Origin of the sequence: Nostoc sp. JL31, assembly GCF_017114965.1 — a bacterium.
Taxonomy (GTDB): domain Bacteria; phylum Cyanobacteriota; class Cyanobacteriia; order Cyanobacteriales; family Nostocaceae; genus Nostoc; species Nostoc punctiforme_A.
On the sequence record NZ_JABXKO010000106.1, the window covers coordinates 23,573 to 48,292 of the forward strand.

Annotated in this window: 20 protein-coding genes; 9 read left to right on the plus strand and 11 right to left on the minus strand. The window is 38.4% G+C overall.

Annotated elements, in window-relative coordinates; genetic code table 11:
• Window positions 1-408 precede the first annotated feature (408 nt).
• The 7 genes from HWQ43_RS26000 to HWQ43_RS26030 all read left to right on the plus strand — a co-directional run bounded on the left by HWQ43_RS26000 (window position 409) and on the right by HWQ43_RS26030 (window position 5,930).
• Window positions 409-1,692, plus strand: coding sequence for a proton extrusion protein PcxA (locus HWQ43_RS26000; protein WP_292739018.1), 1,284 nt, complete (start codon window positions 409-411; stop codon window positions 1,690-1,692).
• A gap of 151 nt (window positions 1,693-1,843) precedes the next feature.
• Window positions 1,844-2,320 (plus strand): hypothetical protein, encoded by a 477-nt coding sequence (locus tag HWQ43_RS26005; RefSeq protein WP_292739020.1) that lies wholly within the window; start codon window positions 1,844-1,846, stop codon window positions 2,318-2,320.
• Window positions 2,321-2,481: 161 nt separating this feature from the next.
• Window positions 2,482-3,351 carry a polyphosphate kinase 2 family protein gene (locus tag HWQ43_RS26010; protein ID WP_292739022.1) on the plus strand — a complete coding sequence of 290 codons (870 nt, stop codon included), beginning with the start codon at window positions 2,482-2,484 and terminating at the stop codon, window positions 3,349-3,351.
• Between the two features lie 336 nt (window positions 3,352-3,687).
• Entirely contained in the window at window positions 3,688-4,314 is a 627-nt protein-coding gene (locus HWQ43_RS26015; RefSeq protein ID WP_292739024.1) for a chemotaxis protein CheB, read from the plus strand.
• A gap of 222 nt (window positions 4,315-4,536) precedes the next feature.
• Window positions 4,537-4,836: a hypothetical protein gene (locus HWQ43_RS26020; RefSeq protein ID WP_292739026.1), complete on the plus strand. Its 300-nt coding sequence runs from the start codon at window positions 4,537-4,539 to the stop codon at window positions 4,834-4,836.
• A gap of 99 nt (window positions 4,837-4,935) precedes the next feature.
• Entirely contained in the window at window positions 4,936-5,313 is a 378-nt protein-coding gene (locus HWQ43_RS26025; RefSeq protein WP_292739297.1) for a GAF domain-containing protein, read from the plus strand.
• A complete protein-coding gene (locus tag HWQ43_RS26030) occupies window positions 5,250-5,930 on the plus strand; it encodes a histidine kinase dimerization/phospho-acceptor domain-containing protein (RefSeq protein WP_292739028.1) in 681 nt (226 codons plus the stop codon). The genes HWQ43_RS26025 and HWQ43_RS26030 overlap by 64 nt, the downstream gene beginning before the upstream one ends.
• A gap of 15 nt (window positions 5,931-5,945) precedes the next feature.
• Here HWQ43_RS26030 and HWQ43_RS26035 read toward each other — a convergent pair whose 3' ends face one another.
• The 3 genes from HWQ43_RS26035 to HWQ43_RS26045 all read right to left on the minus strand — a co-directional run bounded on the left by HWQ43_RS26035 (window position 5,946) and on the right by HWQ43_RS26045 (window position 10,378).
• Window positions 5,946-8,279, minus strand: coding sequence for an NACHT domain-containing NTPase (locus HWQ43_RS26035; RefSeq protein WP_292739030.1), 2,334 nt, complete (start codon window positions 8,277-8,279; stop codon window positions 5,946-5,948).
• Between the two features lie 290 nt (window positions 8,280-8,569).
• On the minus strand, window positions 8,570-9,703 hold the full coding sequence (locus HWQ43_RS26040) for an ATP-binding protein (RefSeq protein ID WP_292739032.1): 1,134 nt from the start codon (window positions 9,701-9,703) through the stop codon (window positions 8,570-8,572).
• Window positions 9,704-9,727: 24 nt separating this feature from the next.
• The gene (locus HWQ43_RS26045; RefSeq protein ID WP_292739034.1) at window positions 9,728-10,378 is read right to left on the minus strand and encodes a response regulator; all 651 of its coding nucleotides are present in this window, start codon (window positions 10,376-10,378) and stop codon (window positions 9,728-9,730) included.
• Between the two features lie 730 nt (window positions 10,379-11,108).
• Between HWQ43_RS26045 and HWQ43_RS26050 the strand changes: the two genes are divergently transcribed.
• Entirely contained in the window at window positions 11,109-15,473 is a 4,365-nt protein-coding gene (locus HWQ43_RS26050; protein ID WP_292739036.1) for a PAS domain S-box protein, read from the plus strand.
• 445 nt (window positions 15,474-15,918) lie between these two features.
• Here HWQ43_RS26050 and HWQ43_RS26055 read toward each other — a convergent pair whose 3' ends face one another.
• From HWQ43_RS26055 to HWQ43_RS26065, 3 genes are read right to left on the minus strand one after another with little or no spacing between them, the layout of a single operon-like run.
• Window positions 15,919-17,760, minus strand: a complete 1,842-nt coding sequence (locus HWQ43_RS26055; RefSeq protein ID WP_292739038.1) for an AAA family ATPase — start codon at window positions 17,758-17,760, stop codon at window positions 15,919-15,921.
• Between the two features lie 47 nt (window positions 17,761-17,807).
• A complete protein-coding gene (locus tag HWQ43_RS26060; protein WP_292739040.1) occupies window positions 17,808-19,712 on the minus strand; it encodes an ArsA family ATPase in 1,905 nt (634 codons plus the stop codon).
• Between the two features lie 36 nt (window positions 19,713-19,748).
• Entirely contained in the window at window positions 19,749-20,432 is a 684-nt protein-coding gene (locus HWQ43_RS26065) for a GvpL/GvpF family gas vesicle protein (protein ID WP_292739042.1), read from the minus strand.
• Between the two features lie 151 nt (window positions 20,433-20,583).
• On the opposite strand from HWQ43_RS26065, the gene HWQ43_RS26070 reads away from it, so the two are divergent.
• Window positions 20,584-20,898, plus strand: coding sequence for a gas vesicle protein (locus HWQ43_RS26070; RefSeq protein WP_292739044.1), 315 nt, complete (start codon window positions 20,584-20,586; stop codon window positions 20,896-20,898).
• A gap of 231 nt (window positions 20,899-21,129) precedes the next feature.
• Here HWQ43_RS26070 and HWQ43_RS26075 read toward each other — a convergent pair whose 3' ends face one another.
• The 5 genes from HWQ43_RS26075 to gvpN all read right to left on the minus strand — a co-directional run bounded on the left by HWQ43_RS26075 (window position 21,130) and on the right by gvpN (window position 24,713).
• On the minus strand, window positions 21,130-21,525 hold the full coding sequence (locus HWQ43_RS26075; protein WP_292739046.1) for a gas vesicle protein GvpG: 396 nt from the start codon (window positions 21,523-21,525) through the stop codon (window positions 21,130-21,132).
• Window positions 21,526-21,536: 11 nt separating this feature from the next.
• Window positions 21,537-22,274, minus strand: coding sequence for a GvpL/GvpF family gas vesicle protein (locus HWQ43_RS26080; RefSeq protein ID WP_292739048.1), 738 nt, complete (start codon window positions 22,272-22,274; stop codon window positions 21,537-21,539).
• Between the two features lie 173 nt (window positions 22,275-22,447).
• The gene (locus HWQ43_RS26085; protein ID WP_292739299.1) at window positions 22,448-22,915 is read right to left on the minus strand and encodes a gas vesicle protein K; all 468 of its coding nucleotides are present in this window, start codon (window positions 22,913-22,915) and stop codon (window positions 22,448-22,450) included.
• 95 nt (window positions 22,916-23,010) lie between these two features.
• Window positions 23,011-23,460 carry a gas vesicle protein gene (locus HWQ43_RS26090; protein WP_292739050.1) on the minus strand — a complete coding sequence of 150 codons (450 nt, stop codon included), beginning with the start codon at window positions 23,458-23,460 and terminating at the stop codon, window positions 23,011-23,013.
• 2 nt (window positions 23,461-23,462) lie between these two features.
• Window positions 23,463-24,713, minus strand: coding sequence for a gas vesicle protein GvpN (gene gvpN / locus HWQ43_RS26095; protein WP_292739052.1), 1,251 nt, complete (start codon window positions 24,711-24,713; stop codon window positions 23,463-23,465).
• Window positions 24,714-24,720: the final 7 nt, after the last annotated feature.

Consider the following 24,720-nt stretch of genomic DNA (forward strand, 5'->3'; position numbering starts at 1 on the left):
TTTAAAACTTGGGAGTGGGGAATAGTGAATAGAGGGATAAGGGAGATGAGAAAGCAACATCTTTACTTCCTATTCCCTTTAACAGTGATAGACTCTGCATAGTAGAAGATTTGCCTCGATTGTGAAATGTTACAATCAAAGCTTTTGTATAGAGCAGAAACACTGACAGATGGTGTCAATAATGACAGTGTAATGGATAAACTGCCAATATAAATAACCAGTGTCAATCTATGCCGATCCATCTGAGTTTATAGGTAATATAAAATTGCTAACGTAGACATAGCCCGTGCTAGAGATCGCATCAGGGAGTATTACCTGAATCTGGAGTGGACTAACTATTTAGCTGTTACTACCCATTTTTGATGATTATATAACTATAATACACATTATCTAAAAGTCATATATGTAATGAAAAACTCACTTACCAGAACAGCAGAATTACTCCGCCAAAATTTCCAAAAATATTTGCGATCGCTTAACCGTTGGTTGTCAGATACGCCAGAAAGGGCACTTTTAGAAGCTTACGAAGCAGCTCAGAGAATTAAAAATATTGAGAACGAACATTTTGATGGCAAAAAAATATCTTTACAATCAGTAAAGTATACTGAAAATGTAATGTCTTATTGGCAAGTATATCTTAATAAGAACCTAACTATTATTAAGATCAGGCTTGCAGAATTCCAGCTTAGTCGGGCAATTGTCAATATCTCTAATTCTGTTTTATTAGAAAAATTAAAGGTTATTGATGAAGTAGTAGAGAGGTATGCTATCAAAGATGAACTAATTAACAATACTCCATTAGTCTCAACTTATCAGCCTTTAAAAATCAATGACAACGAAATAAAAAAACAGCTAAATTCATCTAATATAAATGATCCTCAAGTTCAAGATCCAATTCCCAAACCTAGACTGAATAAAAGTTCTCTTGGCAGAAGAATTAATAAAATTCAGGCAGATTTTGCACCGCAGACAGAAGAAGAGTTTGTCAGGAATTATCGCATTTCTAAAGGTAGAACAATAATTGCCTTGCGATTTTTGATAGTTCTCATTATTGTACCGCTTCTAACTCAATATTTATCTAAAGAATTTATAGTAACTCCAATATTAGAAAGGGTTAGAGGAGATAATACAACTAAAATCTTCATTAATTCTGACATGGAAAAAGAAGCTCTCCATGAATTACATAATTTTCAAGAAGGACTAAGATTTGAATATTTTCTTAATCAAGCACCACCACTTTCTTCCGAGTTAATCCAAGAAAAAATCAAAAGTAAAGCAATTGAAATCTCTGAAGAATTTAGCAAAAAAAGTAATAGTAGCATTAGTAATGCTTTTGCTGATTTAATCTCACTCTTTTCTTTTGGTATAGTTATCGCCATGAGCAAAAGAGAAATTGTGATTCTGAAGTCTTTTATGGATACCATTGTCTCTGGTCTCAGCGATAGTGCTAAGGCTTTTTTAATTATTCTCTTTACGGATATATTTGTAGGATTTCACTCACCAGATGGGTGGGAAGTCCTTCTTGCGGGATTGGCAGAACATTTAGGTCTACCAGCCAGTAGAAATGTAATCTTTTTCTTTATTGCTACATTTCCTGTGATTTTAAACACTATCTTTAAATATTGGATATTCCGCTATCTCAGTCGTTTATCTCCATCGGCATTAGCTACATTAAAAGAGATGGACGAGTAATTTGTAATTAGCCAACGCCTAAATTAACTTACTTTGAGTAAAGAATATGTTTTTTCCCATAAATCAATTAATTACAAATTACGAATTATTTTCACGCATTTGTCTTTTGATTCGCTAGGCTATGTATATCCTGGTTTTTCCGAAGTATACTATGGATTTTGAAAGCAAAGCTAATGCCTCAACTCCTACAGAGAATATAGAGTTTGCTCAACCAACTACTACCCGTAAGCCGCTGGAATTGCTGCGAGATACTGAGGCTTTGCTACGTCGCCCAACTGTAGCCAAACTGTCGCCGATTTTGCCACCAAAACTGAGCAATAGATTTCAATCAACCTCATCTTTGGCAGATGACTCCTTTAAAGAACTGGCCGAAATTGACCTAAATACTATTACTGATTTTGAACTGCGTCCCGCACGAATTCTTGTCGGCTTGAGCCTTGTTGGTTTTGGGGCGCTCATGATATTGGTACTGTTGTTATACTTAAATACATTGCATCCAAAAATCAGTACAGTTGTGCAGATTCGGCAATATTGGTATCAATATATTTGGTTTGTCTGTTTAGGTATCACGGGGATGTTTATCTTGGGACGTGAAGCAATGCGTCCTATGCCAAAACGACGGAAGTAGTTTTTAATGAGGGCTGAAGCCCTCTCTAAGAGACGCTATGCGTAGCTTGCTTCCCCGGAAGGGTACACTACAAACCTTTAATTATCCGCTTTAATTAACTTTCAGGAATTAACACTTCAAAATATACTTGTGTATTAATTAGCTGCTAGGAGATTTTATACATGAATCATGATGCTTTCATTGTTCCGCCAGGTTCAAAGATTTCTCTGAAAAAAAACTATGACCCAGCTTATAAGACTGATTTTAATGAAAAAACCGATGCTGCAATCAAATTACAGGTAGATATTGAACGACTAGCTAATTACCAAAATATTCTCTATGCTCAAAACACCTATGCTCTATTAATTATCTTTCAAGCAATGGATGCTGCTGGCAAAGACAGCACTATTAAACATGTAACTTCAGGTGTGAATCCGCAGGGATTCCAGGTATTTAGTTTTAAGGGGCCTAGTGCAGAAGAATTAGACCATGATTACTTGTGGCGCTCAATGAAAGCTCTACCAGAAAGAGGACGAATTGGCATATTCAACCGCTCATACTATGAAGAAGTGCTAGTGGTTCGTGTTCATCCAGAAATGCTTCAGAAACAACAAGTTCCTCACTTTCCTAATGGGAAAAAGATATGGAAACAGCGTTTTCAAGAAATCAATAATTTTGAAAAATATTTGGTTGACAATGGTGTAATAATTATGAAGTTTTTTCTAAACGTATCCAAAGCAGAGCAGAAAAAACGCTTTTTAGAACGGATTGACTCTCCTGATAAAAATTGGAAATTTTCAGATAATGATGTCCGAGAACGAGCTTTTTGGGATGATTATATGAATGCTTATGAAGAGGTTTTTAATAATACTAGTACTAAATGGGCGCCGTGGTATATTATTCCTGCCGATCGCAAATGGTTTACACGCCTAACCGTTGCCAATATTATTTGCACAAAATTAGAAGAACTAAATCTGCAATACCCAACAGTTAGCGAAGAACATAAGCAGCAACTTTTGCAGGCGAAACGTATTCTAGAGCAGGAAGATTAAAACAATTCGCAATGGGCTACGCCCCGCTTCGCTAACGCAATGACGCTCGTTCCTCTCTACAAGACGCTGCGCGAACGCTACCGCTGCGAAGAGAGCAATTACGTTTTGTGACGGGGATTTAGATTTAGGCTTCAACTCGGGCTGCTTGATAGAAGCTATGCTACTTTTACCCCAAACTTTGTTAACTTGTAAATTTGATAGGTAAAGGCAAAAAAATGCTGAATTAGTTTAGAGAGATATACTGTATAATAGATCCAGGTATAAATAAGAAATTGTAACTTTATTAATGCTATTTGTAACTAAAGAAGTTACGCAGATAATCATAGGCGCAAAATCATGATTCAGATGGCAGAAAATGCCAAAAATCATCCACCTCACTTTAGTAATGCTGCCTTTGATATAGTGGCGATCGCAGCCTCAGCAGGCGGTCTGACTGCTATAGTTAAAGTGCTATCGACTCTACCCGCAAAGTTTCCAGCCGCGATCGCGATTGTGCAACACCTGGCTCCCGAATATCCGTCATTCATGGCAGAAATTCTTGGTCGGCGCACACATATTACTGTCAAACAGGCAGAAGAGGGAGATTCCCTTACTCCAGGAACGGCTTACGTTGCTCCACCCGATCGTCACTTGTTGGTTAACGGTGACGGTACACTTTCCTTATCACAGTCGGAATTAGTACATTTTTTACGTCCTTCGGCTGACTTATTATTTGAATCAGTTGCAGCCACTTACAAAGACAGAGCGATCGCTGTTGTGCTAACTGGAACGGGTAGCGACGGCGCGATGGGAGTAGAAGCGATAAAAAAAATGGGTGGTACTGTTATTGTCCAAGACATAAAAACCGCCGAATTTTCCGGGATGCCCTCTGCGGCTGTTAAAACTGGCAATGTAGATTTTATTCTCCCCCTTGATAAAATTTCCAGCACCCTGGTGACTTTGGTCATGGAAGAATCTAACTAAGCTGGGATTAGTTGCATCTCTTTTTATCGTCTGTACTTTCAACTTTAGTAACTACACCATTTCCCTGGTGATGCAAGTATTGCCTCCAATGCAACTATCTTTTTACAGCAGTTTTCATATATTTGAACCACACCTGTCGTAGGGGCGCAAGGCCTTGCGCTTCTACCGCATGGTCTATTTACCAGAAAATAGTATCAGGAAAATCCTTAGAGAAATTACAGGATGAATCGAGGAATAGACTACCGGAGGGATTTTTATTCCCTTGGGGTCACATTTTATGAATTATTAACAGGAGAATTACCATTTGACAGTAACGATCCGATGAAAGTGGTACATTGCCATTTGGCGAAAATGCCTACGGCATTAGGAAATAGGGAACTGGGGATAGAGAACAGAAAAGAAATTCCGCAGGTAGTTGCAGATATTGTCATTAAGTTGATGGCGAAAAACGCTGAAGATAGATATCAAAGTGCCTTGGGATTAAAATCAGATTTAGAAAAATGTCTTGCCCAGTTCCAATAAATTGGTAAAATTGAAGATTTTAAAATTGGTCAGAGGGATGTCTGCGATCGCTGTGCTTTAATCCTCCCTAATAGCGAGGGTAAGTGGTATCTGCAAGCCATTGCCACATCGGAAACAACTCAACTTTACTCAGAACCAATGGAGGAGAATCTCAGTATACCAGTGAAGCTAATTCAGTATGTCAAAAACACCCAAGAAATGGTGGTGATTGATCGTCTCAAAACGGATCTACCGGTAATCGATGAATATTTAACCCAGCAGCAACCTCAAAGTTTTTTATGCTTGCCGATTCTCCATCAAGGAAATTTGATTGGGATTTTGTATTTGCAGAATCGCTCTACCAGTGGGGTGTTTACTAGCGAAGCGATCGCATTCTCATTCTCGACTTCCTTTGCACCCAAGCTGCCATTTCTTTGGAAAATGCTCGACTGTATCAGCAAGTCGCCAACTATTCTCAAAACCTGGAAGCAGAAGTAGAGCAGAAAACTCAGGCGCTCAACCAAAAAGCCCAAGATTTAGAACAAGCCTTGCAACATCTGCAAAAAACCCAGGCACAATTAATTCATACCGAAAAAATGTCATCCCTTGGTCAACTGGTGGCAGGAGTTGCTCATGAAATTAACAATCCCATTAGTTTTATTAATGGTAATCTCAATCATCTAGAAAATTACATCGTCGATTTGATGAGCTTACTGGCACTTTATCAAGAGGAATCTGCTCAACCTAGTTCTAAAATTCAAGCCAAACGTGAAGAAATAGAGGTCGATTTTCTCTGTCAGGATGCGATTAATATTTTACAATCAATCAAAACGGGGAGCGATCGCATCAGCAAAATTGTCTTGAGTTTACGTAACTTTTCTCGCTTAGATGAAGCACCGATTAAAGCTGTAGATTTACACAGTGGGATTGAAAGTACACTATTAATTTTGCAAAATCGCTTACAAGCTGGCGAACATCAACCGCAGATACAAGTCATTAAAGAATATGGTAATCTTCCAACTATTACCTGCTATCCTGCCCAGCTTAATCCTCTTCTAAGCTCGACTTTATCCCAAATTAAGAAATTGATTCTTCATGTGTATTATAAAAGATAACTTTAGCTTATCTAATCAGTGCGATCGCTGTGTATCTGGTGGTAAAATCAAAGTTTCTTCAATCATTTCTCGTAAGCTAGGAGTAACATTATTAGCAGTGCTGAAGCAATATACTAGTAAACTATTTGCCTCCCAGTATTGCTGAATTAACTGCAACTGTTCCTCAGTGAATTGCCAATCATAACCCATCTGTCTGTGAATTGCGATCGCTTCGTTTAATTGTGTAGTCCATGATTGCCCGTTAGATTGCCACCATGTTTTTAATATTTCTCTATCTTGTTGTGAACTAGGCAATTCATTTTTGAGGCTTTGCAGAGATTCATATAAAGATGAATGATCTTGTAACAAATAATCAATGTCAAGAGCTAATTTCATAGCAGAGATCCGCTTGCAAAAAATCTCTGGAGTCAAAGCTAGGCTAACAGCAAGGATATGAATTAAAGCTAAATCTAAAGCTAAATCATTAGCTAATTTTCCAGCAAGATGGTTATCTAAAGATATAGCTAGAGTTTGGTTACGCGATAAAAAATAATGAGGAGGGAGGACGAGGGTAAAGTAAAAAGCACGGATAGCAGATGGATGACAATCTGAGGTAACTGTTGAATACTTTTGCATTACCCAAGTCAGAAAACTCTTTAATGTTTCATCGCTAACAGCTAATTTCTCAATTTGTTGCTTCATTAACTGGAATAAGTTATCAAACGATCTGAGCATTTCAGATGTAAGCAAAATAACTTCACGCCACCGCTTATCAAACAAATGATTGACAACTTGTTCTAATGTTTTTTGATCGCCATTAGCAACAAAGTTCCTCGCCGTGAAGTATTCGTGAAATGTTAAATGAGAAAAAGAATAAATCCCTCTAGCTTGTTCAACTAATAATCCATGCTGTAATTCAATTGCTTGAAGTACAGCTTTACTATTTACTTGTAAATCTTCTATATCAGTCGGTGCATTGGGTAACAAATAAAGATAGTCAGCTATTAATTGACAAATTTTGCTTTCTTCAAAAAAGTAATCACCTGTTTCAAAAGAAATAGCAGCTATATAACTAAGCAATTTAATTTTCTGAGTTAAAGTTAAATTACGGTAAACTTCATCTCTTTTTATACCTCTTGCTTCATCCCAACGTACCAGTAATAACTCTAATCCTTGTTGATAAATTTCGGAACGCTTACTAGGAAAATCGCCTAGATATTGAAAAACTAAACAAGTCAAATTTAGTAAAAGAGGTGTAGATGCTAGGTTTTGAACCAGCCGATTTTCGGGAAGCGCTATTGTATCAATAAATTTAGACGCTAATGTTTTTCTTAATCGGAGATTATTGTTAGCAAATGCTGCAAACCATTTATTAGCAAAAGTTGAAATTTGTAATTTTGTAAACTCAGCAATTTCTACTTCAGCAAACCCTTTAAATTTTTGATGTCTAAATGCGATCCGACAAGTAATAATTACTATATTTTTATAAAAAACATCCAAGAAATTGCTAATTACTTTATTGATTCTATCACTATTTTTATCGGCAATTTCATCCAAACCATCTAGCAAAATTAAAGCTTTACCTTCATGAAGTAGATATTCTAATTCTTGTTGAGTTATTTTACAAATGCTAAATTCTTGAATTAAATAGCTTAATAAATAATTTTTATCATCATAATCCATGTTTTCGGCAAAATCTTTCAGACTAATAAAAATGGGAACCTTTTGAGTCTGAAATTTACCTTGATTACAAAGGATAGCAATTGATTGTAAAAAAGTAGTTTTTCCTGCTCCTGGCTTTCCAAGTACGATAACTTTGGAAGACTTCTCAATAGCTTGTAAACCTGCAATCCTCTTAGTACTACCTTCCTCGGAGTCAAATTTATCCAAAACTTTATTATCAAATTTTTGTAAATCTGAAATATCTAGCCATCTTTGACTGTTAATTTCTTCTACTACATTTACTTCAACAAATAATTCATCTAATTCTACAGTCCGAGCAACATCTAGCAACCGCATCGTACCACATTGGTTTTGAATTTTTTCCGAGTGAGCAGTACGTACTTTAATGACTAAAGGGTCAATGGTAGTAGAATTTCTACTTTCTAGTATCTGCTGAGATGCTAAGTCTTCATCTGGTTCAAATTCCAGTCTTTGAATAATATCTTCTGGCTCTAGTGCTAGACTCAAGCAAATTTCATGGAATATTTGGCGGGCAACAGGTTTGCCAGTAAAAAACTTCCAAATTGGTTGGCGACTGTCTAAACCAACTTGCTTTGCAAGATATTCTTGTGTCCAACCTTTATAATTAAAAGCCTGCTTGGCTTTTCTAATACCTTCATCTGAAGCTTGGAGAGATCGTTTAGCCATGCTGATATCAGAAATTTATTCAATTCAATAATTAATTGACATCAATTGTATTCAATTTTTTCAATTAGGGACAAGTGAATTATTTATACTAGTGTATACTGTTGCCCTTTGTCAATAAAAATACAGAAATATAGTTTAATTTTTGAAAAATTTAGTTCGATAAACTTATCTAGAGAGACAGAATTTCCAAATATGCCATTTAATTTTTATTAATTCAGGTAATCTTAATTAAGATTGAATAAACTTATAGTTAATTTTTGTTAAGTAATCAATTGATTTATCAATCATAATTAAACAGATACAGAATCTACTTTCAATGGAAGTCTAACTAGAAAACTTGTTCCTTTACCTAGCGTACTATCTAGGTATATTTTACCTTTGTGCAGATCCACACATCGCTTAACAATTGCTAGCCCTAATCCTGAACCTGGAATTGTAGCAACATTGCTAGCACGTTGAAAAGGTTCAAATAGTTTAGCTTGAGATTCTGCTGGAATCCCTATTCCTTGGTCTGTTACTTGAAAACACACACTATTCTCTTGGCAAGTTAGCGATAACGAGACTGTACTACCTTTTGAAGAGTACTTTACTGCGTTGGAAAGTAAGTTATTTAGTAAATGCCATAGTAGCTGTTCATCTAAACAGGCAATACAACTTTCGGCATCTGCCAAAAAGCTAATTTCATACTGCTCTTTAAGTGTCAACCGTAAAGATTCGGCTATTTCTGCACAGAAAGTTACCACATCTATTGGTATGGGGTTAAATACAAAACTGTTAGATTCGGATCTACCTAGTGTAAGTATATTCTCTAAAAGATTTGTCAAGCTATGCGTGGCAGAATCAATGCCATTGATATGATTTTGTTTTCTTTGCTCTGACATCCGATCGCCATAGGCCTTCAGCATTTCAGTACTAAGCTGAATTGTAGTCAAACGGTTACGGAATTCATGTGCTGCCATATAAAAGTGCTGAGATTTTATCTGGCTTTTGGACTCAGCAATTTGTTGACTAGTTTTGGCAGCAACCAGCGCTTTCTTAACTCCAATCTCTGCTTGGTGTCGGGAAAGAGCAATCTCAATTGTGGTAGCTAGTATTCTTTCATCAAATGGTTTTAAGATATAACCAAAAGGTTGGGAAATCTTCGCTCGCTCTAATGTCGCTCGATCGGCATTAGCAGTTAAGTAAACTACAGGCAAATTAAAGCGAGACTGGATTTCTAAAGAGGCTTCTATTCCATCCATTTCGCCCTCTAGCCTGATGTCCATTAGTACTAAGTCAGGTTGCAAAGTTTCTGCTATTAAAATAGCTTCTTCTCCTGATGCAACTAAAGCAGGGACATTATACCCCAAGTATTCTAGAGTTTCTCTCAGGTCATCAGCAACTAACTGCTCATCTTCAACTATTAAAATTTTGATAGGATTCATAATTAATTTTATGGTTGAGTGTATTCATAATTTATTTGGATTTATTTCCTGTAATCTTTCGCTTAAACTAGAAATTTCTTTGAGATTTTTTAGTATTTCATCTTTATCCATTAAGTCATAGTTATCTATCAGCTTCTTGGAAATAGACATAATTTCCTGAAGAGGATTACACAACTCATTGCTAGTTGATTGAGTAATGTAGTTGTAATATTTGCTTATTTTTCTTTGAGTTTGTCTATCAATTATTTCTTGCTTTTCAAATCTCGCTGTTATTGCCCCCAGTAAATCTGCTCTTGTAAACGGCTTAATTAGATAATCATCTGCACCTAATTCTATGCCTTGGCGAATATCACTCTGAGAAGCTTTAGCTGTCAGAAATATGAAAGGAATTGCTTCAGTTTCTGGATTTTCACGAGACCAACTAACAACTTCATATCCATCTAACTTAGGCATTGTAATGTCGCAGATAATCAAATCTGGAATTTCTGCTTGTAGTAATTGAATGCCAACTTGTCCGTTCTCTGCATCCATAACATAGAAATTTTCGGCAGTCAGCATTTCTACAATAACGCTACGGATATCTTCCTGATCTTCAATTACTAAGATTTTTGTCATTACTTGAGATGTATTAACTGTTTTAGTATTTTGACTTGGGAAAAAAATAGTTGTTTGCAAATAATATGACTTTGTTAGGGAATTACTGAAACTCTGATTATTTACTAGGTTAGGTAGAACGAAGTTAAATCCAAACCCAACATTTTTCAAAGAAACGGTTTTTGATTGGCAGTCCAATTGTTAAATTATATTTTGCCAACTTTTGCAAACAAAGTCATAATATTCACGAACACAAATAATTAATCTTGTTTATATTTTTCACCCTCTTCTATTAAATACCCTAATCCTTGTACTAAAGTATTTACAGATTGTTACAGTCCTTGAATCTTGGCTTTCGTAGCTATTTGTTCAACTGCCATGAGGTAAGCTTTACTAGTAGCTTTTCCAAGATGCTTGCATTTAGTATACTTCCCTTTTGTTTGGGTGGGGAAAATCGCTTGAAATATTTGTAGTTTATAGTATTAGTGAGCGTTTATTTTTCCTTTAGCGGAATAGCGCACTATCCAAAAAGCAGGTGGAGCAACTGGGTTGGTTGCTTGAAGAACTTTAATTTTTATTTCCAAACATTCTGAATAATTGTAAAAAAAGGTACATGTTATCCACCGTACTGAAAACTTGAGATACAACTTTTTTATAGAGACTTGTGTCAGTATTAATACTTCAGGAATTTTATTTACTCTGTTTTTAATACCCTATTCAGGGTTGACTCGATATCAGAAAACTTTTGAATTTGGCAAATAGAGAATTTCAATTTTTTGATGAAATGCGATCGCGTTTATATGTGTGATTTATGAGTCATCGTTCCCACCTAACCATCCTAGTAATTGATGATTGTGCCGAAGATCGGGAGATATATCATCAGTATTTGCAACAGGATAGATTGTATACACATAATATTTTGGAATTTCAGACAGCAAAACAGGCGATGACATGGTGTCAGCAACAGATACCAGATGTGATTTTGCTGGATTATTTATTACCCGATGACGATGGATTAGGGTTTCTGCAAAACCTGAGAGAAAACCTGAATAATAGCGAATCTGCCGTCATCATGCTCACAGGACAAGGGGACGAAACGATCGCTGTCCGTGCCATGAAAAAAGGCGCTCAGGATTATTTGGTGAAAAATTATCTCACACCGGAAATCTTGCAAAGTGCCATTCATCATGCAGTGGAACTGATGCTGCTGACCCGACAGTTAGAACAAAGTCGGCAACAACAACAACTGATGGCGGCGATCGCTTTACGGATTCGTCAGTCCCTCGATCTAGAAGAAATTTTGACTGTTACAGCCGCAGAAGTGCGCCAGTTTCTTCAGACAGACAGGGTAGTGATCTATCAATTTCAGCCTGATATGAGAGGGACTATAGTGGCGGAGTCCATACTTCCGGGTTGGACAGTGGCTATGGGAGCGCAAATTCAAGATAACTGCTTTAAAAAGGGTGCCGGAGCCGACTATCACAAAGGAAAAAAACGGGCGATTGACGATATAAATCAGGCAGGCTTAACGCCTTGTCATTTGCAGCTACTAGAGCAATTTGAAGTCAAAGCCTGTCTGATAGTACCTATTCTGGTGACAAATAAATTATGGGGATTATTAATTGCCCACCAATGTACTGTACCCCGTCATTGGCAGTCATTTGAATTGGACTTGTTGGATCAGTTGGCCGTGCAAATAGCCATCGCCATTCAGCAAGCGAGTGCATATCAGCAAGCACAGGCAGAACTACAAGAACGAAAACGGGTAGAAGCAGCCCTCCGAGAGAGCGAACAACGCTTTCGCCAGATGGCTGATACTGCTCCGGTGCTGATTTGGATGGCTGGATTAGATAAAGCTTGTCAATACTTCAATAAAACCTGGTTGGAATTTACTGGTAAAACCTTAGAAGCAGAGGTAGACGATGGCTGGGCGCAAGGAGTACATCCTGATGAATTGCAAGATTGTTTAGATACTTATGTCAATGCCTTTGATGCCCGCGAAAATTTTCAAATGGAATATCGCCTCAAACGCTTTGATGGAGAATATCGTTGGATTTTGGATACAGGCACTCCTCGTTTCACCAGTGAAGGAGAGTTTCTTGGCTACATCAGCTCATGTGTAGATATTAGCGATAAAATTCTTGCAGAACGGGCATTGCAACAACTCAATCTAGAACTCGAAGCCAGAGTTGAAGAACGCACGGCGGCTTTACGGGAAAGTGAAGAACGTTGGTATTTGGCACTACGAGGCAGCAATGATGGTATCTGGGACTGGAACATCAAAACTAGTCAAGTTTTCTTTTCGGCTCGTTGGGAAGAAATGCTGGGCTTCGCTGAGAATGAACTTATCCACAATTTTGAAGCATGGTCAAGCCGAATTCATCTCGACGATCGCGATCGCATCATGAAGGTGCTGGCTGACCATTTAGCCCATAAAACACCCTTTTTCCAAGAAGAATACCAGATAAAATGCAAAGATAGCTCTTATATATGGATATTAGACCGGGGTCAGGCATTGTGGGATGAATTCGGCAATGCTATTCGCATGAGTGGCTCGGCAACGGATATTAGCAAACGTAAGCAGACGGAAGCAGCATTATTAGCCGTTACCAGATTGAAACAGGCTATTCTAGCTAGCATAGATTATGCCATTATTTCTACCAATTCCGAGGGAATAATTCAAACTTTTAACCTGGCTGCCCAGAAGATGCTGGGTTATACAGCCAATGAGGTTATTGGTAAGTTAACACCAAACACTTTTCACGACCCAGAGGAACTCAAACAACGGACAGATGCACTCTCGCAGGAGACGGGCAGGGAAATTCCCTTTGGAGATTTATCTATGGTGAAAATCCAGCAAGATAATTGCGAGGTAGAATTGACTTTCATTCGTAAAGACGGTTCGCGCTTTCCTGTTGCTCTATCGGTTAAACCCCTGTGTAATCTAGAAGGACAAATTATTGGCGGTGTGGGGATTGCCAAAGATATCACCCAGCAAAAACAAATTGAAGCTCAACTCCGCAAAAATGCGGCTAACCTCGAATCTGCACAACGGATTGCGAATCTGGGTAGTTGGGAAATGAACTTACAAACGCAACAATTAATCTGGTCAGAAGAGGTGTTTCGCATATTTGGCCGTAATCCTGAGTCTGGTACACCAAGCTACAACGAAATGCTCCATTATATTCATCCAGACGATCGCGCTCGCCGTGATTTTGTTTTGCTACAAGCAATGGAACAGGGACAGCCTTATGAAATAGAGTATCGTTTTTATCGTGCGGATGGAAGTTTGGGTTATTTACTATCACGAGGCGAATTCATATTAGATATTAATCGTCAACCATGTCAATTAATTGGCACTATCCTTGATATCACCAAACGTAAGCAAACTGAAGAACAACTACGCAATCTTTCAGATCGATTGGGCTTGGCGCTCAAGTCAGCCAATATTGGTATCTGGGACTGGGATATGATCCAGGATGCGGAATGGGATGACCGAATGTATGAACTGTATGATTTACAACGCTCTGATAGAGTTGCAGTCTATCAAGACTGGGTAAATAGGCTTCATCCAGATGATCTGGTTCTAGCAGAAACTTCTTTTCAAGATGCTCTACTGGGAGTAAAAGAATTTGATACAGAGTTTCGGATTATTCTTAGGGATGGTAGTATCCGCTTTATCAAAGCCTCTGCTCTAGTCCAACGCAATGAGCAGGGTGAACCACAGCGGATGGTTGGCATTAACTATGATATTACTGATCGCAAACAAGTAGAGTTAGCTCTGCGGGAGAGTGAACACCGTTATGCTACCTTGACAGAAGCTGCCCCAGTTGCTATTTTACGCCTTGATGCTGATAGTAATTGTATCTACGTTAACGAGCGCTGGGGTCTGATGATGGGTAAACCAACAGCAGCAGCATTGGGGAAAGGGTGGTTAGAAAATATACATTTAGAAGATTGCGATCGCCTGTTGATGGACTGCTCTGACCCGTGCGAACAAAGATGTAGGCTACACGAAACTTGTCGGCAAGAAGTCAGATATTTGCGTCCAGATGGTTGCATCACCTGGTTCTATATGCAGATAGTACCCGAAACCAACCCCAGTGGCACGCTTATCGGCTATATAGGAACTCTGACAGATATCACTATTCGCAAAGAAATTGAATCAGAAGTTAATCACCATCGTGATTTGCGAGAAGCAATCTTTAACGAATCAGCCGATGCTCTTTTTTTAGTAGACAGCGATACCCAATTGATTTTTGATTGCAATCGCCGTGCAGTTGAGTTGTTTGAGGTTTCAGAAAAGGAAGAATTAATGAATATTCAGGGGAATACACTACAACGTTACGAATTTACTCCTCAAGAATTGGATGAGATTGTACAGGAAGTGAATCACAAATCTTGGTGGAGTCGGGAAATCGAATATGCTACCCGCAAAGGTAATTTCTTTTGGGGGAATTTAGCAGCTCAACAAATTACTGTAGCAGGTAAGGCTGTTAATTTGGTGCGATTGTCTGATATTAGCGAGCGCAAAAAAGCAGTAGAACAAATTCAGCGATCGCTAGAAGAAAAAGAAACCTTACTTAAAGAAATTCACCATCGGGTAAAAAACAACCTGCAAATTATCTCCAGTTTGCTGAGGATGCAATCTAGACGCTCTGGTGATGAAACAACTTTGATGCTATTTAAAGAGTCTCAAGATCGTGTACAATCAATGGCTTTGATTCACGAACAACTGTATCAGTCAGCAGATATTTATGAAATCAACTTTGACAACTACATCAAAAGTCTGACAGATAGCTTATTTCGCTCCTATGGAATCAGTCAAAAAGATATTGTTCCTAATATAGAAATGAATGGCATCAAATTGCCCCTTGATACAGCAATTCCCTGCGGATTGATAATTAACGAATTGGTTTCTAATTGTCTAAAATACGCATTTCCCGAACAAAAGAAAGGAAATATTACAATTTCTCTGGAACAATCCTCAGAAAATCAATTAATTTTAGCAGTTAAAGATACTGGTGTTGGCATTCTCGAAACATTAGATTGGGAAAATAACGACTCTTTAGGGTTAAGAATTGTGAAAAACCTAGTCAAACAGCTAAAAGGCAATATTTTTTTAGAGTGCGATCGCGGTACTACCTTCTACATGTACTTCCCCCAATCGTCTTGAAACACTCAATACATCAATTGTTGCTTCTATTACAGGTTGGGGTTTTATTTTGGATGCTTTATTTGTATCAAGATTTTCGTGAATTGGTATCAGGAGTGAATGCAAATATGCACTTCTTTTCTCTCAATACAGTTCGGTTAACGTTTTAATATTTTGAAGATCCCCTCGCAGGCGGGGGGATCTTACAGCAGTTTTCATCTATTTGAACCACGCCCAATACTGCTCGGGTTTTGGATTTTAAACTGGAATTTGGTTTGGGGAAAAGGTTACTGGGTTTGGGTTAAAGGTTTATTCTTTCCCCTTTTCCTCAAAACCCGACAAGTATTGGAACCACACCTGTCGTAGGGGTACAAGGCCTTGCGCCCCTACCGCATGGTCTATTTACTTTTTTCCTTTTAACTCTTAAGTATGAAACCCTGCACCTTTTTGACGGATTGCCAAAAAATTAATCTGGACGCTGTTGAGTTAGAACTTGATAAGCATAATTGAAATCATCAGTAGTAATCCTGATATCAGAAGGCTCTGTCAATCCTTGGGAGCGGAAACGCCGAATTGCTTCTACCGCCGCTTGATTGCACAGTAAAGTTAAATCTGCACCATTCCAGTCTTTGCTCATCTCTGCCCAATAGTCTAAATCCACATCTTCTAGGGGTCGTCCTTGACTATGGACTTGCAGAATTGCCAAGCGACTAGCTAAATCTGGTAAATCTACCTTCATCTGTAAATCCAAGCGTCCAGCTCGTAACAAAGCTGGGTCAAGGGCATCAGGTCGATTAGTCGCCCCAATCACTAAAATAGTGCTTCCCACTTCTATACCATCCAACTCAGTCAGTAATTGACCGACTACGCGATCGCTCACTCCCGAATCACCATTGTAACTGCCGCGTGCTGGGGCTAAAGTATCAATTTCATCAATAAATATTACACAAGGCTCTGCCTGACGCGCCTTAGCAAATAATTCCCGCACTGCCTGTTCACTCGCACCTACCCAACGGGTGAGTAGTTCCGGGCCATTGACACCAATAAAATTCGCCCTAGCTTGGGAAGCAACAGCTTTGGCTAATAAAGTTTTACCTGTTCCCGGTGGCCCCCACAATAAGATTCCCTTGGGCGCTAGTGCTTTAGTTTGCAGGTAAAGTTCTGGATAGAGAAGCGCTCCTTCTACTGATTCTCGTAGGGTTTCCTTAATCTTATCCAAACCGCCAATATCTTCCCAGGCGATATGTGGAACTTCCACTTCCACACTCCGCAACACAGCCGGCTTAATTTCTTTGAGTGCTTGTAAAAAGTCAGCTTGGTTAACCGTCATATTTTCGGGAATTTGTCCCTCAATCGAAGAAACTTGACGGCGCAAAGCTGTGTAAGCAGCTTTTTGACAAACGGCTTTCAAATCAGCTCCCACAAATCCCACAGCCCCTTCGGCGATGAAGTCCAAATCAACCGTCTCATCCAAAGGCATCGCACGGGTGAGAATTTCCAGAATATCTCTGCGTCCTTTAGCATCTGGAATCCGAAACTGCACTTCGCGGTCAAATCGTCCAGGACGACGCAAAGCTGGGTCAAGATGGTCGGGGCGGTTCGTCGCAGCCAGAACAATCACACCTGGACTGTGAGAAAAACCATCCATCAGACCCAACAGTTGAGCCACAACGCGTTTTTCCACTTCACCTTCTACAGAATTGCGGTCTGGAGCTAGGCTATCGATTTCATCAATGAAGATAATACAGGGAGCATTCTTAGCAGCTTTCTCAAAGATGCCGCGCAGTCTTTGCTCGGCTTCACCGTAGTATTTGCCGATGATTTCCGGCCCCACAATAGCAATGTAATTAACGCCGAGTTCTTCAGCTAAAGCACGCGCAGTCAGGGTTTTACCAGTACCAGGAGGGCCAACCAAAAGTACTCCCCTGGTTGGTTCTAGCCCCAGTTTAGCCAGCAGGTCAGGGCGTTTTAAGGGAATAGCGATGAGTTCTTTGAGTTCTCTGAGAATCTCATTAAGCCCCCCGATATCTTTCAAAGCATTACCAGAAGGGGCATCAGGTGGTGCAACGATGTCAGGTGTAGCTCCATTCCCTGCATCAGAATTAGGAGAGGGTTGGGTGTGGATACGGCTTGTACCAATATCGTTAGCCATATTATTAGGACGCGGCATATTCCCAGACCGAGGAATATTGCTCATAGAACGGGAGTTAATCTGGAAATCCGTCTTAATTTCTCCCTTTTCTACTTTTTCTTCTAAAGTCTTAACTAATTCAATGAACTGTTCAAATCCCTTAAATAAATCAGCCATACAATAACTCCAAGAATCTTGAAAAATTTACTTTGCTTTTGTCACATTTATCTTTTATTTTTAGTTAATTCCTCAACTTCAAATAAAAGATTTGCCGCTCCCTGAATCCGGGCCATAGGCTCCACAGAACGGGGTAAACCAGGTAGCCGAATCATAGTTTCTTCTGGAAAGAGACTGCCATCAATTTCTACCTCTCGACTGTAACGATTCTGAACTACATAACGCTGATTAACACCCATATTTTTTAGAGACTCTGTTAAACGTATATGTTCAGATATGATTGCCACTTCCGACTGAATTACACCAATGAATTGAGTATGTTGGGGATTTTTTAAATTCTTTTGCGCTTGTACAACTTGTTGGCGTAAATGCCGTAAGCGTCCAATAAAATCAACTCTACCCAAAACATCTTGATATTTTATCCACAATTTAAATATCCAAGATAACCAATCACCTAAAGCCGATGGCATTTCTAAAAATTGGAGAAGATGACCAGTTGGTGCTGTATCTAAAATAACTAAATCTTGCTGCTTACTGTCCAATAAATCCATCACAGTAATTAGGGCTAGCATCTCATCAATACCTGGTAAAGCTTGAGACATAATCTGCCGCCATGCCTCTGGAACATAAGCAACATTATATGTTGTATCTGTTTGCGAACCTTCACCACTAATCATATCCGCTAATTCCCAAAGATAATCTACGCGGAACTTTTCTAAAACTTGATGAGCATCAATTTCTTGGCCAGTCAAATTAGATGCTAAAGATATAGGCTCATGTCCTAATTTTTTCCCAAAAGCATCTCCTAAAGAATGCGCTGGGTCTATAGAAATGACCCGAATATTTTTATCTGGATGTTGTTGGGAAGAAGCCCAAGCGATAGCGGCTGCTACTGTCGTTTTACCTACACCTCCTTTACCACCAACAATAATTAATTTGCATCCTTCATTGAGAAAATCATGGAAGCTAGGTAAAACTTTAGCAGGCCATTGAATCAGCGGTGGTGGAGCAAGTTCAACACTTTCTATTTGTTTAATTTGGGCTGCTAGAGAATCTAAAGCCACGTCGCCCAAGGGTTCTACCCTCTGCTGCGGTAAGATAAAAACAGGGTGATTAGGGCTAAGTTCTAAGTATTTTTTCAGGAGATTTTGCTGTTCAGCATAACGATCTGGCTCTAGCTCCGAATTTAGCAAAATTCGATTGATGAATAATCCGGCATAAGGAACTTCTAAAGTTTCTAAACTATTTAAAAACCGCTCAGTTTCTAAAAAACACATGGGTTCAGAAATACCCACCACCAAACAACCTGTAAATTTTTCATCTTGCAGTAAGCGTCTGCCTTCTGCTAATTCGGTTTTCATGTCTACTAAAAAGTTATCGACTTCATCAGCCGTATAACTGCCTTTAAAACTTTTAGTGATTACCCGATGTTTTTCTTGAAACAATTCTAAGGAATTTAAAATAACATCTAAAAAATCTTTTAAGCCTAATAAATTTAAGGTATGTCCAGAAGGAGCCATGTCTATAACTACACGATCTACCTTTTTTTCAGACAGTAAACGTTCAATTTCTAGCAATCCCATTAATTCATTTAAGCCAGGCCAGTTTAAATCCCATACCGGTGCTAAATCGCCTCCATCAGCTAAACTGCCACGCTCTACCAGCATTTCTAAAAAGTGGCTATATTTGGCTTTAAATGCCAATAATAGTTTTTGAGCATCCAGCGCTTGAACACTCAAGTTAGGTAAATCTGTTAATGGTAAAGCAATATCTTTAACTTCTGATTGCAATACATCACCTAAAGAATGTGCAGGATCTGTAGAAATTAACAGAATTTTTTCTTGAGGGAACTTTCGCGCCCAATAACGTGCAAAACTGCAAGAAATGGTAGTTTTACCAACTCCACCCTTGCCACTAAACATAAGTAGATGCAATGAATCATAGTAGTTCATAATTAAAAAATTCCTGAAAAAACTTGTGAGTAATAATTAAATAAAGTGATAAGGAGGAAGAGGTTCTCCCAAGATTAAAGTCCAATGAGGGCATTTTTGTTGCAAGCTTAATACTTGTTCTAAAAGTAAAGCTTTATTCTGGCGATCAACTAAAAGATGAAACCGTACTTCATCTGCATGATCTTGAACGATCGCAGATGATTGATAAGTTTCTGTAATTAAATTAATCAGATAAGATTTTTCCTGATTTTGGGCAGCAAAAAAGCTTTTCTGCTGTTCATAGTACTGTTTCTTAGCTAAAAAATAATCTCTGCCATTTGTCCCAGATGCCTTTGCAAGTTCTTCAACTTTTTGGGGAATGACCTTTAAAGTATATTCATTTTTTCCTTGGATGTTATTTAGTTTATCTTGATATTCCTGAGCATGGGATTCTATATGGTTTAGCAATGTATCTTCAGAAATAAAATAAGTCCCAAAACGCAAAGGTAAAACTGTCATCTGACGAGATAACTCACAGATAACGCGATCGTGGGCTAAAACCATTTTTATGACTTGCTCATCGTCATTTTGGCTTGATTCTAAAGATATTCCAGGTTCTACAACAGCTGAAATATTCTTGCCATTAATTAAGAATAATTCACCCAGATTGCCAGATGGCAAATCCACAGGGAAATCAGGAGTATTGAAAAATGCGTAAGTGTAGAAATTCTGCGATCGCATGATTTTAACCAGATAAAAAACTAGGCAATTTAATCCACAGTAACTAAAACAATCATCTTGGCATATAAATAAAAGAAATGCTGATTTTTATAAAACTATTTACATTCTTAAAATCTTAGTTATAATGCTATCAAATATCCAGGTTAACACCATGAGAAGAATACGTAGCCAAGGAATAACCAGACCAAAAATTAGCACAATGCCTCGTAATCAATCTGAGGCATCTAATCAATTAGAGCTTTATAAGCTAATCACAGAAAAACAAAGGATTAAGCAAGAGTTAGTTTTTATTGAGCAGCGAAAAGTGCTACTTACAAAAGATTTATCTACACTCCAAAGCCAGATAGATGCGACAGACAAGAATATTAAGCATTTACGTGGTTCTGAGTTAAGAGTTCCTCCAGTAGCGCGTCCAAAAATCTTCTTTGAAACTAATAACTACAAGGCTTTTGATATTGAATACTAAGCTCTCAAGCCTTGCCAAATTAGTTGAAAGTAAGAACAAAAAGTAAACAACTAACCCGCGAAAGCGGGTTATTAATTGTTTAATTTTCTAGATTAACTAGCTAGAGGTAAATAAATTAACTTTTGTAGTCAGAAGCTTAGTATCCAGTGCTTAACCAAAAACTAATTTATTACCTTTAGCCTCTAGCTTTTTCATCCGTTATAAGTATATACAGATCATGATGACTAGTTATTATGGTGATAAAACTAGATTTTCATTATCTTCGTATTCTTTTACAAATACGTCTTTCTCTTGGTAAACTTCATTCTCTTCAGATACATCTATAAACTCAGATTGCACTGAATAATCTTCATATTCATCTTCTTCATCTTCAGCTTCTAGAGCCAGGCGAGACTCTTCTTCCAATTCCAAAGCTTGAATTTTCAAGAGAAGTTCTTCTTCTTGGGCATCAAATTCTTCTTCAGAAAAATCGCCCATATCAAACTTTAATTGCAGACTCAATAATTGTTTATGGAGATTTTCTTGAGCATCAAATTCAGTATTAGTACGTTCTTGAATTTGTTCTCCAATCCACATAAGTCCACTAATTGGGCCCATGACTGGTAATAGTAAGATTTTCCCTAGCATAATCTTGACTCCTATGAAGCAATTTGAGCAAAAGTATAAGGTGCAGTAAAGTTGTTGTAGCGAATGCGTAAACGTTCACCAAATTTTTGATCAATCGCTTCGACTTGTTCGCTAAATATAGTTTCTTGTTCCCAAGGAATCAAAAAGGCAGCGTTATAAATCATGTCTTCTGTCATTGGAGCATTTTCGATCATCTCATCTGCCAATGGTTTTAACTCATCAAAAAACACTTGAATGATTGATTCCTTGCGACTTGCTAAATTATTTTCAATTAATTGTCCAATGTGAATTACCTCCTCCATACTTAATGCCTTTCCTTCCATTTGGTCTCGCTTTTTTTTCAAGTCTTTATGAGACTCCATCAAGGCCTCTAATTCATACTTACTGTCCCAAAAAATCTTAACGCTGACCTCTCGGCGCCCAGCTAATTTTTGGAATAGCTCTTGTAACTGCTCTTTATATGGTTGAAGTAGTTGTGTAGATACTGTTTCCCAATTTTTCACAACTAATCCAAAACGTAAAGGCAGTAAGGTTCTAAATCCAGCTTGCATAGCTTGTTCTAGAACCTTTTCGTGGTTAATTAAATTGCGTCGAGAAGCTAAATACTTTTCTTGTTGTGCCTCTGAATATAAAAAAGTAAATCCATCGATTACTTGACTATAGACAGGTTGAGAATCCAATCCTTTAATAGCAACTGTTTCTGGAATTGGCTCAGGAAAAATCCCGTATACGTAAAGACCAAATGTCATAATGCTAAAGAATGCTCAAACTAAAGTAATTATCAAAATTTACGCAAGTGTTAGAGATTTATTGATGAGGATATCAAGAGTCAATAGTCCAACTTGATTTAACTTTTGATTGTGGACTATTGACCACCTCTATTCTTGTTATAGTGTGCCAGTGGTGTAAGTCTTATTTGTAATTACAACGGCCTTGAGGTTAAAACTAACCGCAACTTAAGATGAATGAGATTGAGTTGAGCTATACCTAAATCTACTTCACCGTCCACAACAATTCCGGTATTTAAAAGACGGTCTAGTAGTTCCAGTATAGAAGGCTGATTCCCAATCTCACCTGGATAATAAGATCCGGGTGATGGCAAAAGACTACCAACTTCTCCTAAATGTATATTCAAGTCTGCTGGTTCAATCTCAAAAATCTCACACAAGTTTAAAACTTGTTCTTCTAGCTTTTGCAAACTTTCGCCTGCTCGTTCTAAATCAGATTCGCTGAGAGAGTTTTGTTCCATACGCCGAATTACTTGTGCTTCCATCAGCTGGCGTACTAGTTCCACTACAGTCAAAAGTAAAGGAGCTAAACCTGCTTTGCTGTTAGCTTTAGAAGTGGTAGGTAGCAAATCAGGAGACTTTTCAGAGGGAGTAAAAACCATTGCCATGATGCTATCTACCTTTTCTAAAAGTATTGAATTCGACTTAATCTTGGTATAAATTGGACATGGATTGCTTTGACATTTCCAAAAACTGATTAAGCCTCAACTTGGGAATCCTTTTCCAATTGGCCATTTACTTCGTATATGGGCTGGAGATCGTCTTGATTCTTGGCTGCGAATGTAGCTTCATCTTTCACATTTGCAGATGTGAGTATACGTAGCTGTGATTCTAGACTTTCTAGCCGTTGTTGAAGTTGTTGGTTTTCTTCAACTAAACGTTGAGCTTTGGTACTGAGATATGGGTCACTTTCCCACCAATTTATACCCATCTCACGAGCTTTATCAACTGAAGAAATTAACAGACGAATCCGAATATGTATTAGTTCAGTTGAGGCAATAGATATAGAAATGTCACCAGCAATCACAATTCCTTTATCTAAAACTCTTTCGAGAATATCTGCTAAGGTGGAGCCTTGCGTAGATGTAGGAACTACTCTATTTGAGTTAACTTGAGGACGTGTTGGGTGTAGTGGGGTAGTAGTCACAATTAATTCGGCTCTTCAATGGTATATAAACGATTGTTCTTACTCACTAAGCTTTTTTGCTCTAAAGCATTGAGAGCATTAGTTGCTGAGATCCGGTTGAGGTTGAATTCTTTTTGAATCACAACTAATGCTGCACTTTTGCGCTGTTGTAGGTATTGATAAATTTCCTTCTCGAAGGGAACAGGGTGATCTAGAACTGGGTGTTCTGGGTCTTCTGGATGAAGATCGCTAAAATTAGAATCGATGATGGTTGGAAATCCGCCTTCATCGATCGCTTCGCTCTCTTCTGTACCAATCCCATCTGTATCGTCTGCTGTGATACTATATTGCGATCCCTCTACTGCCACTACTCTTACATGGTTCAGTAATTCTAGGAAAATCGTTGTAGCTTCGCTAGCAGACAACTTAGTGCGGTTGAACAGCACATCTGCACAAATTTCCCGAAAATCAGAATTTTCTAGTGATACCAAAATATTGTGTTCCGCACATACCTTAGCAATCACCAAACAAGACCGCAATCCTGATGTCTTCTCGCCACCTGTACGTAAACGAAATGCTTTAACCAACTGCACAATTAAGTGAGCATCTGATCTATTGATGCCTGTTTTATTAGCTAATATCTCGGTTTGAGTTAGCTCATCCGGTTCTGGCATATTAATAGTGACCAACCGATCGATTAAAGCATCTTGAGTCGCATGGACTCCGTAGTACTCTTCTGGGTTGGAGGTGAAAATAGCCCGAAATTGGGGATGAACGTGCAGGTATTCTGGCTGATTACTACTGGGAGGAAGAGTCAGAATTTTTTCTTCTAAAGCAGAGAGCAAGACGTTATTCACTTCTGGTCGTGAACGGTTAAATTCGTCATAGACCAAGGTTAAGCCTTCTCGACAAGCTAGAGTTAGTCTAGAATCAACCCAATTTTGTTTAAATTCGTCTTCGACTTTGAGAACGCTGTGAATGTAGTTATCCAGTAACTTTTTATGGGTGTAACCCGATTCACTACCAATCAAATCAGAACTTTTAAATTCATCATCTCCGAAAATTAACATGATAGGTCTATCTAGACAGTTAGCCAGGTGCATGGCTAAGGTTGTTTTCCCAGTACCTGCTGGGCCACGTAAGTGAATTGCAAAGCCTGATGCGAGATAACGCAACGCCCGAATTACTACCTGCTCAATCGCTGGTGTGATGACAAATTGCCCTGGACGGACACGAAGAACAGCTCTTTTGTTGTTATTTGCAGTGATAGTCATAGATTAC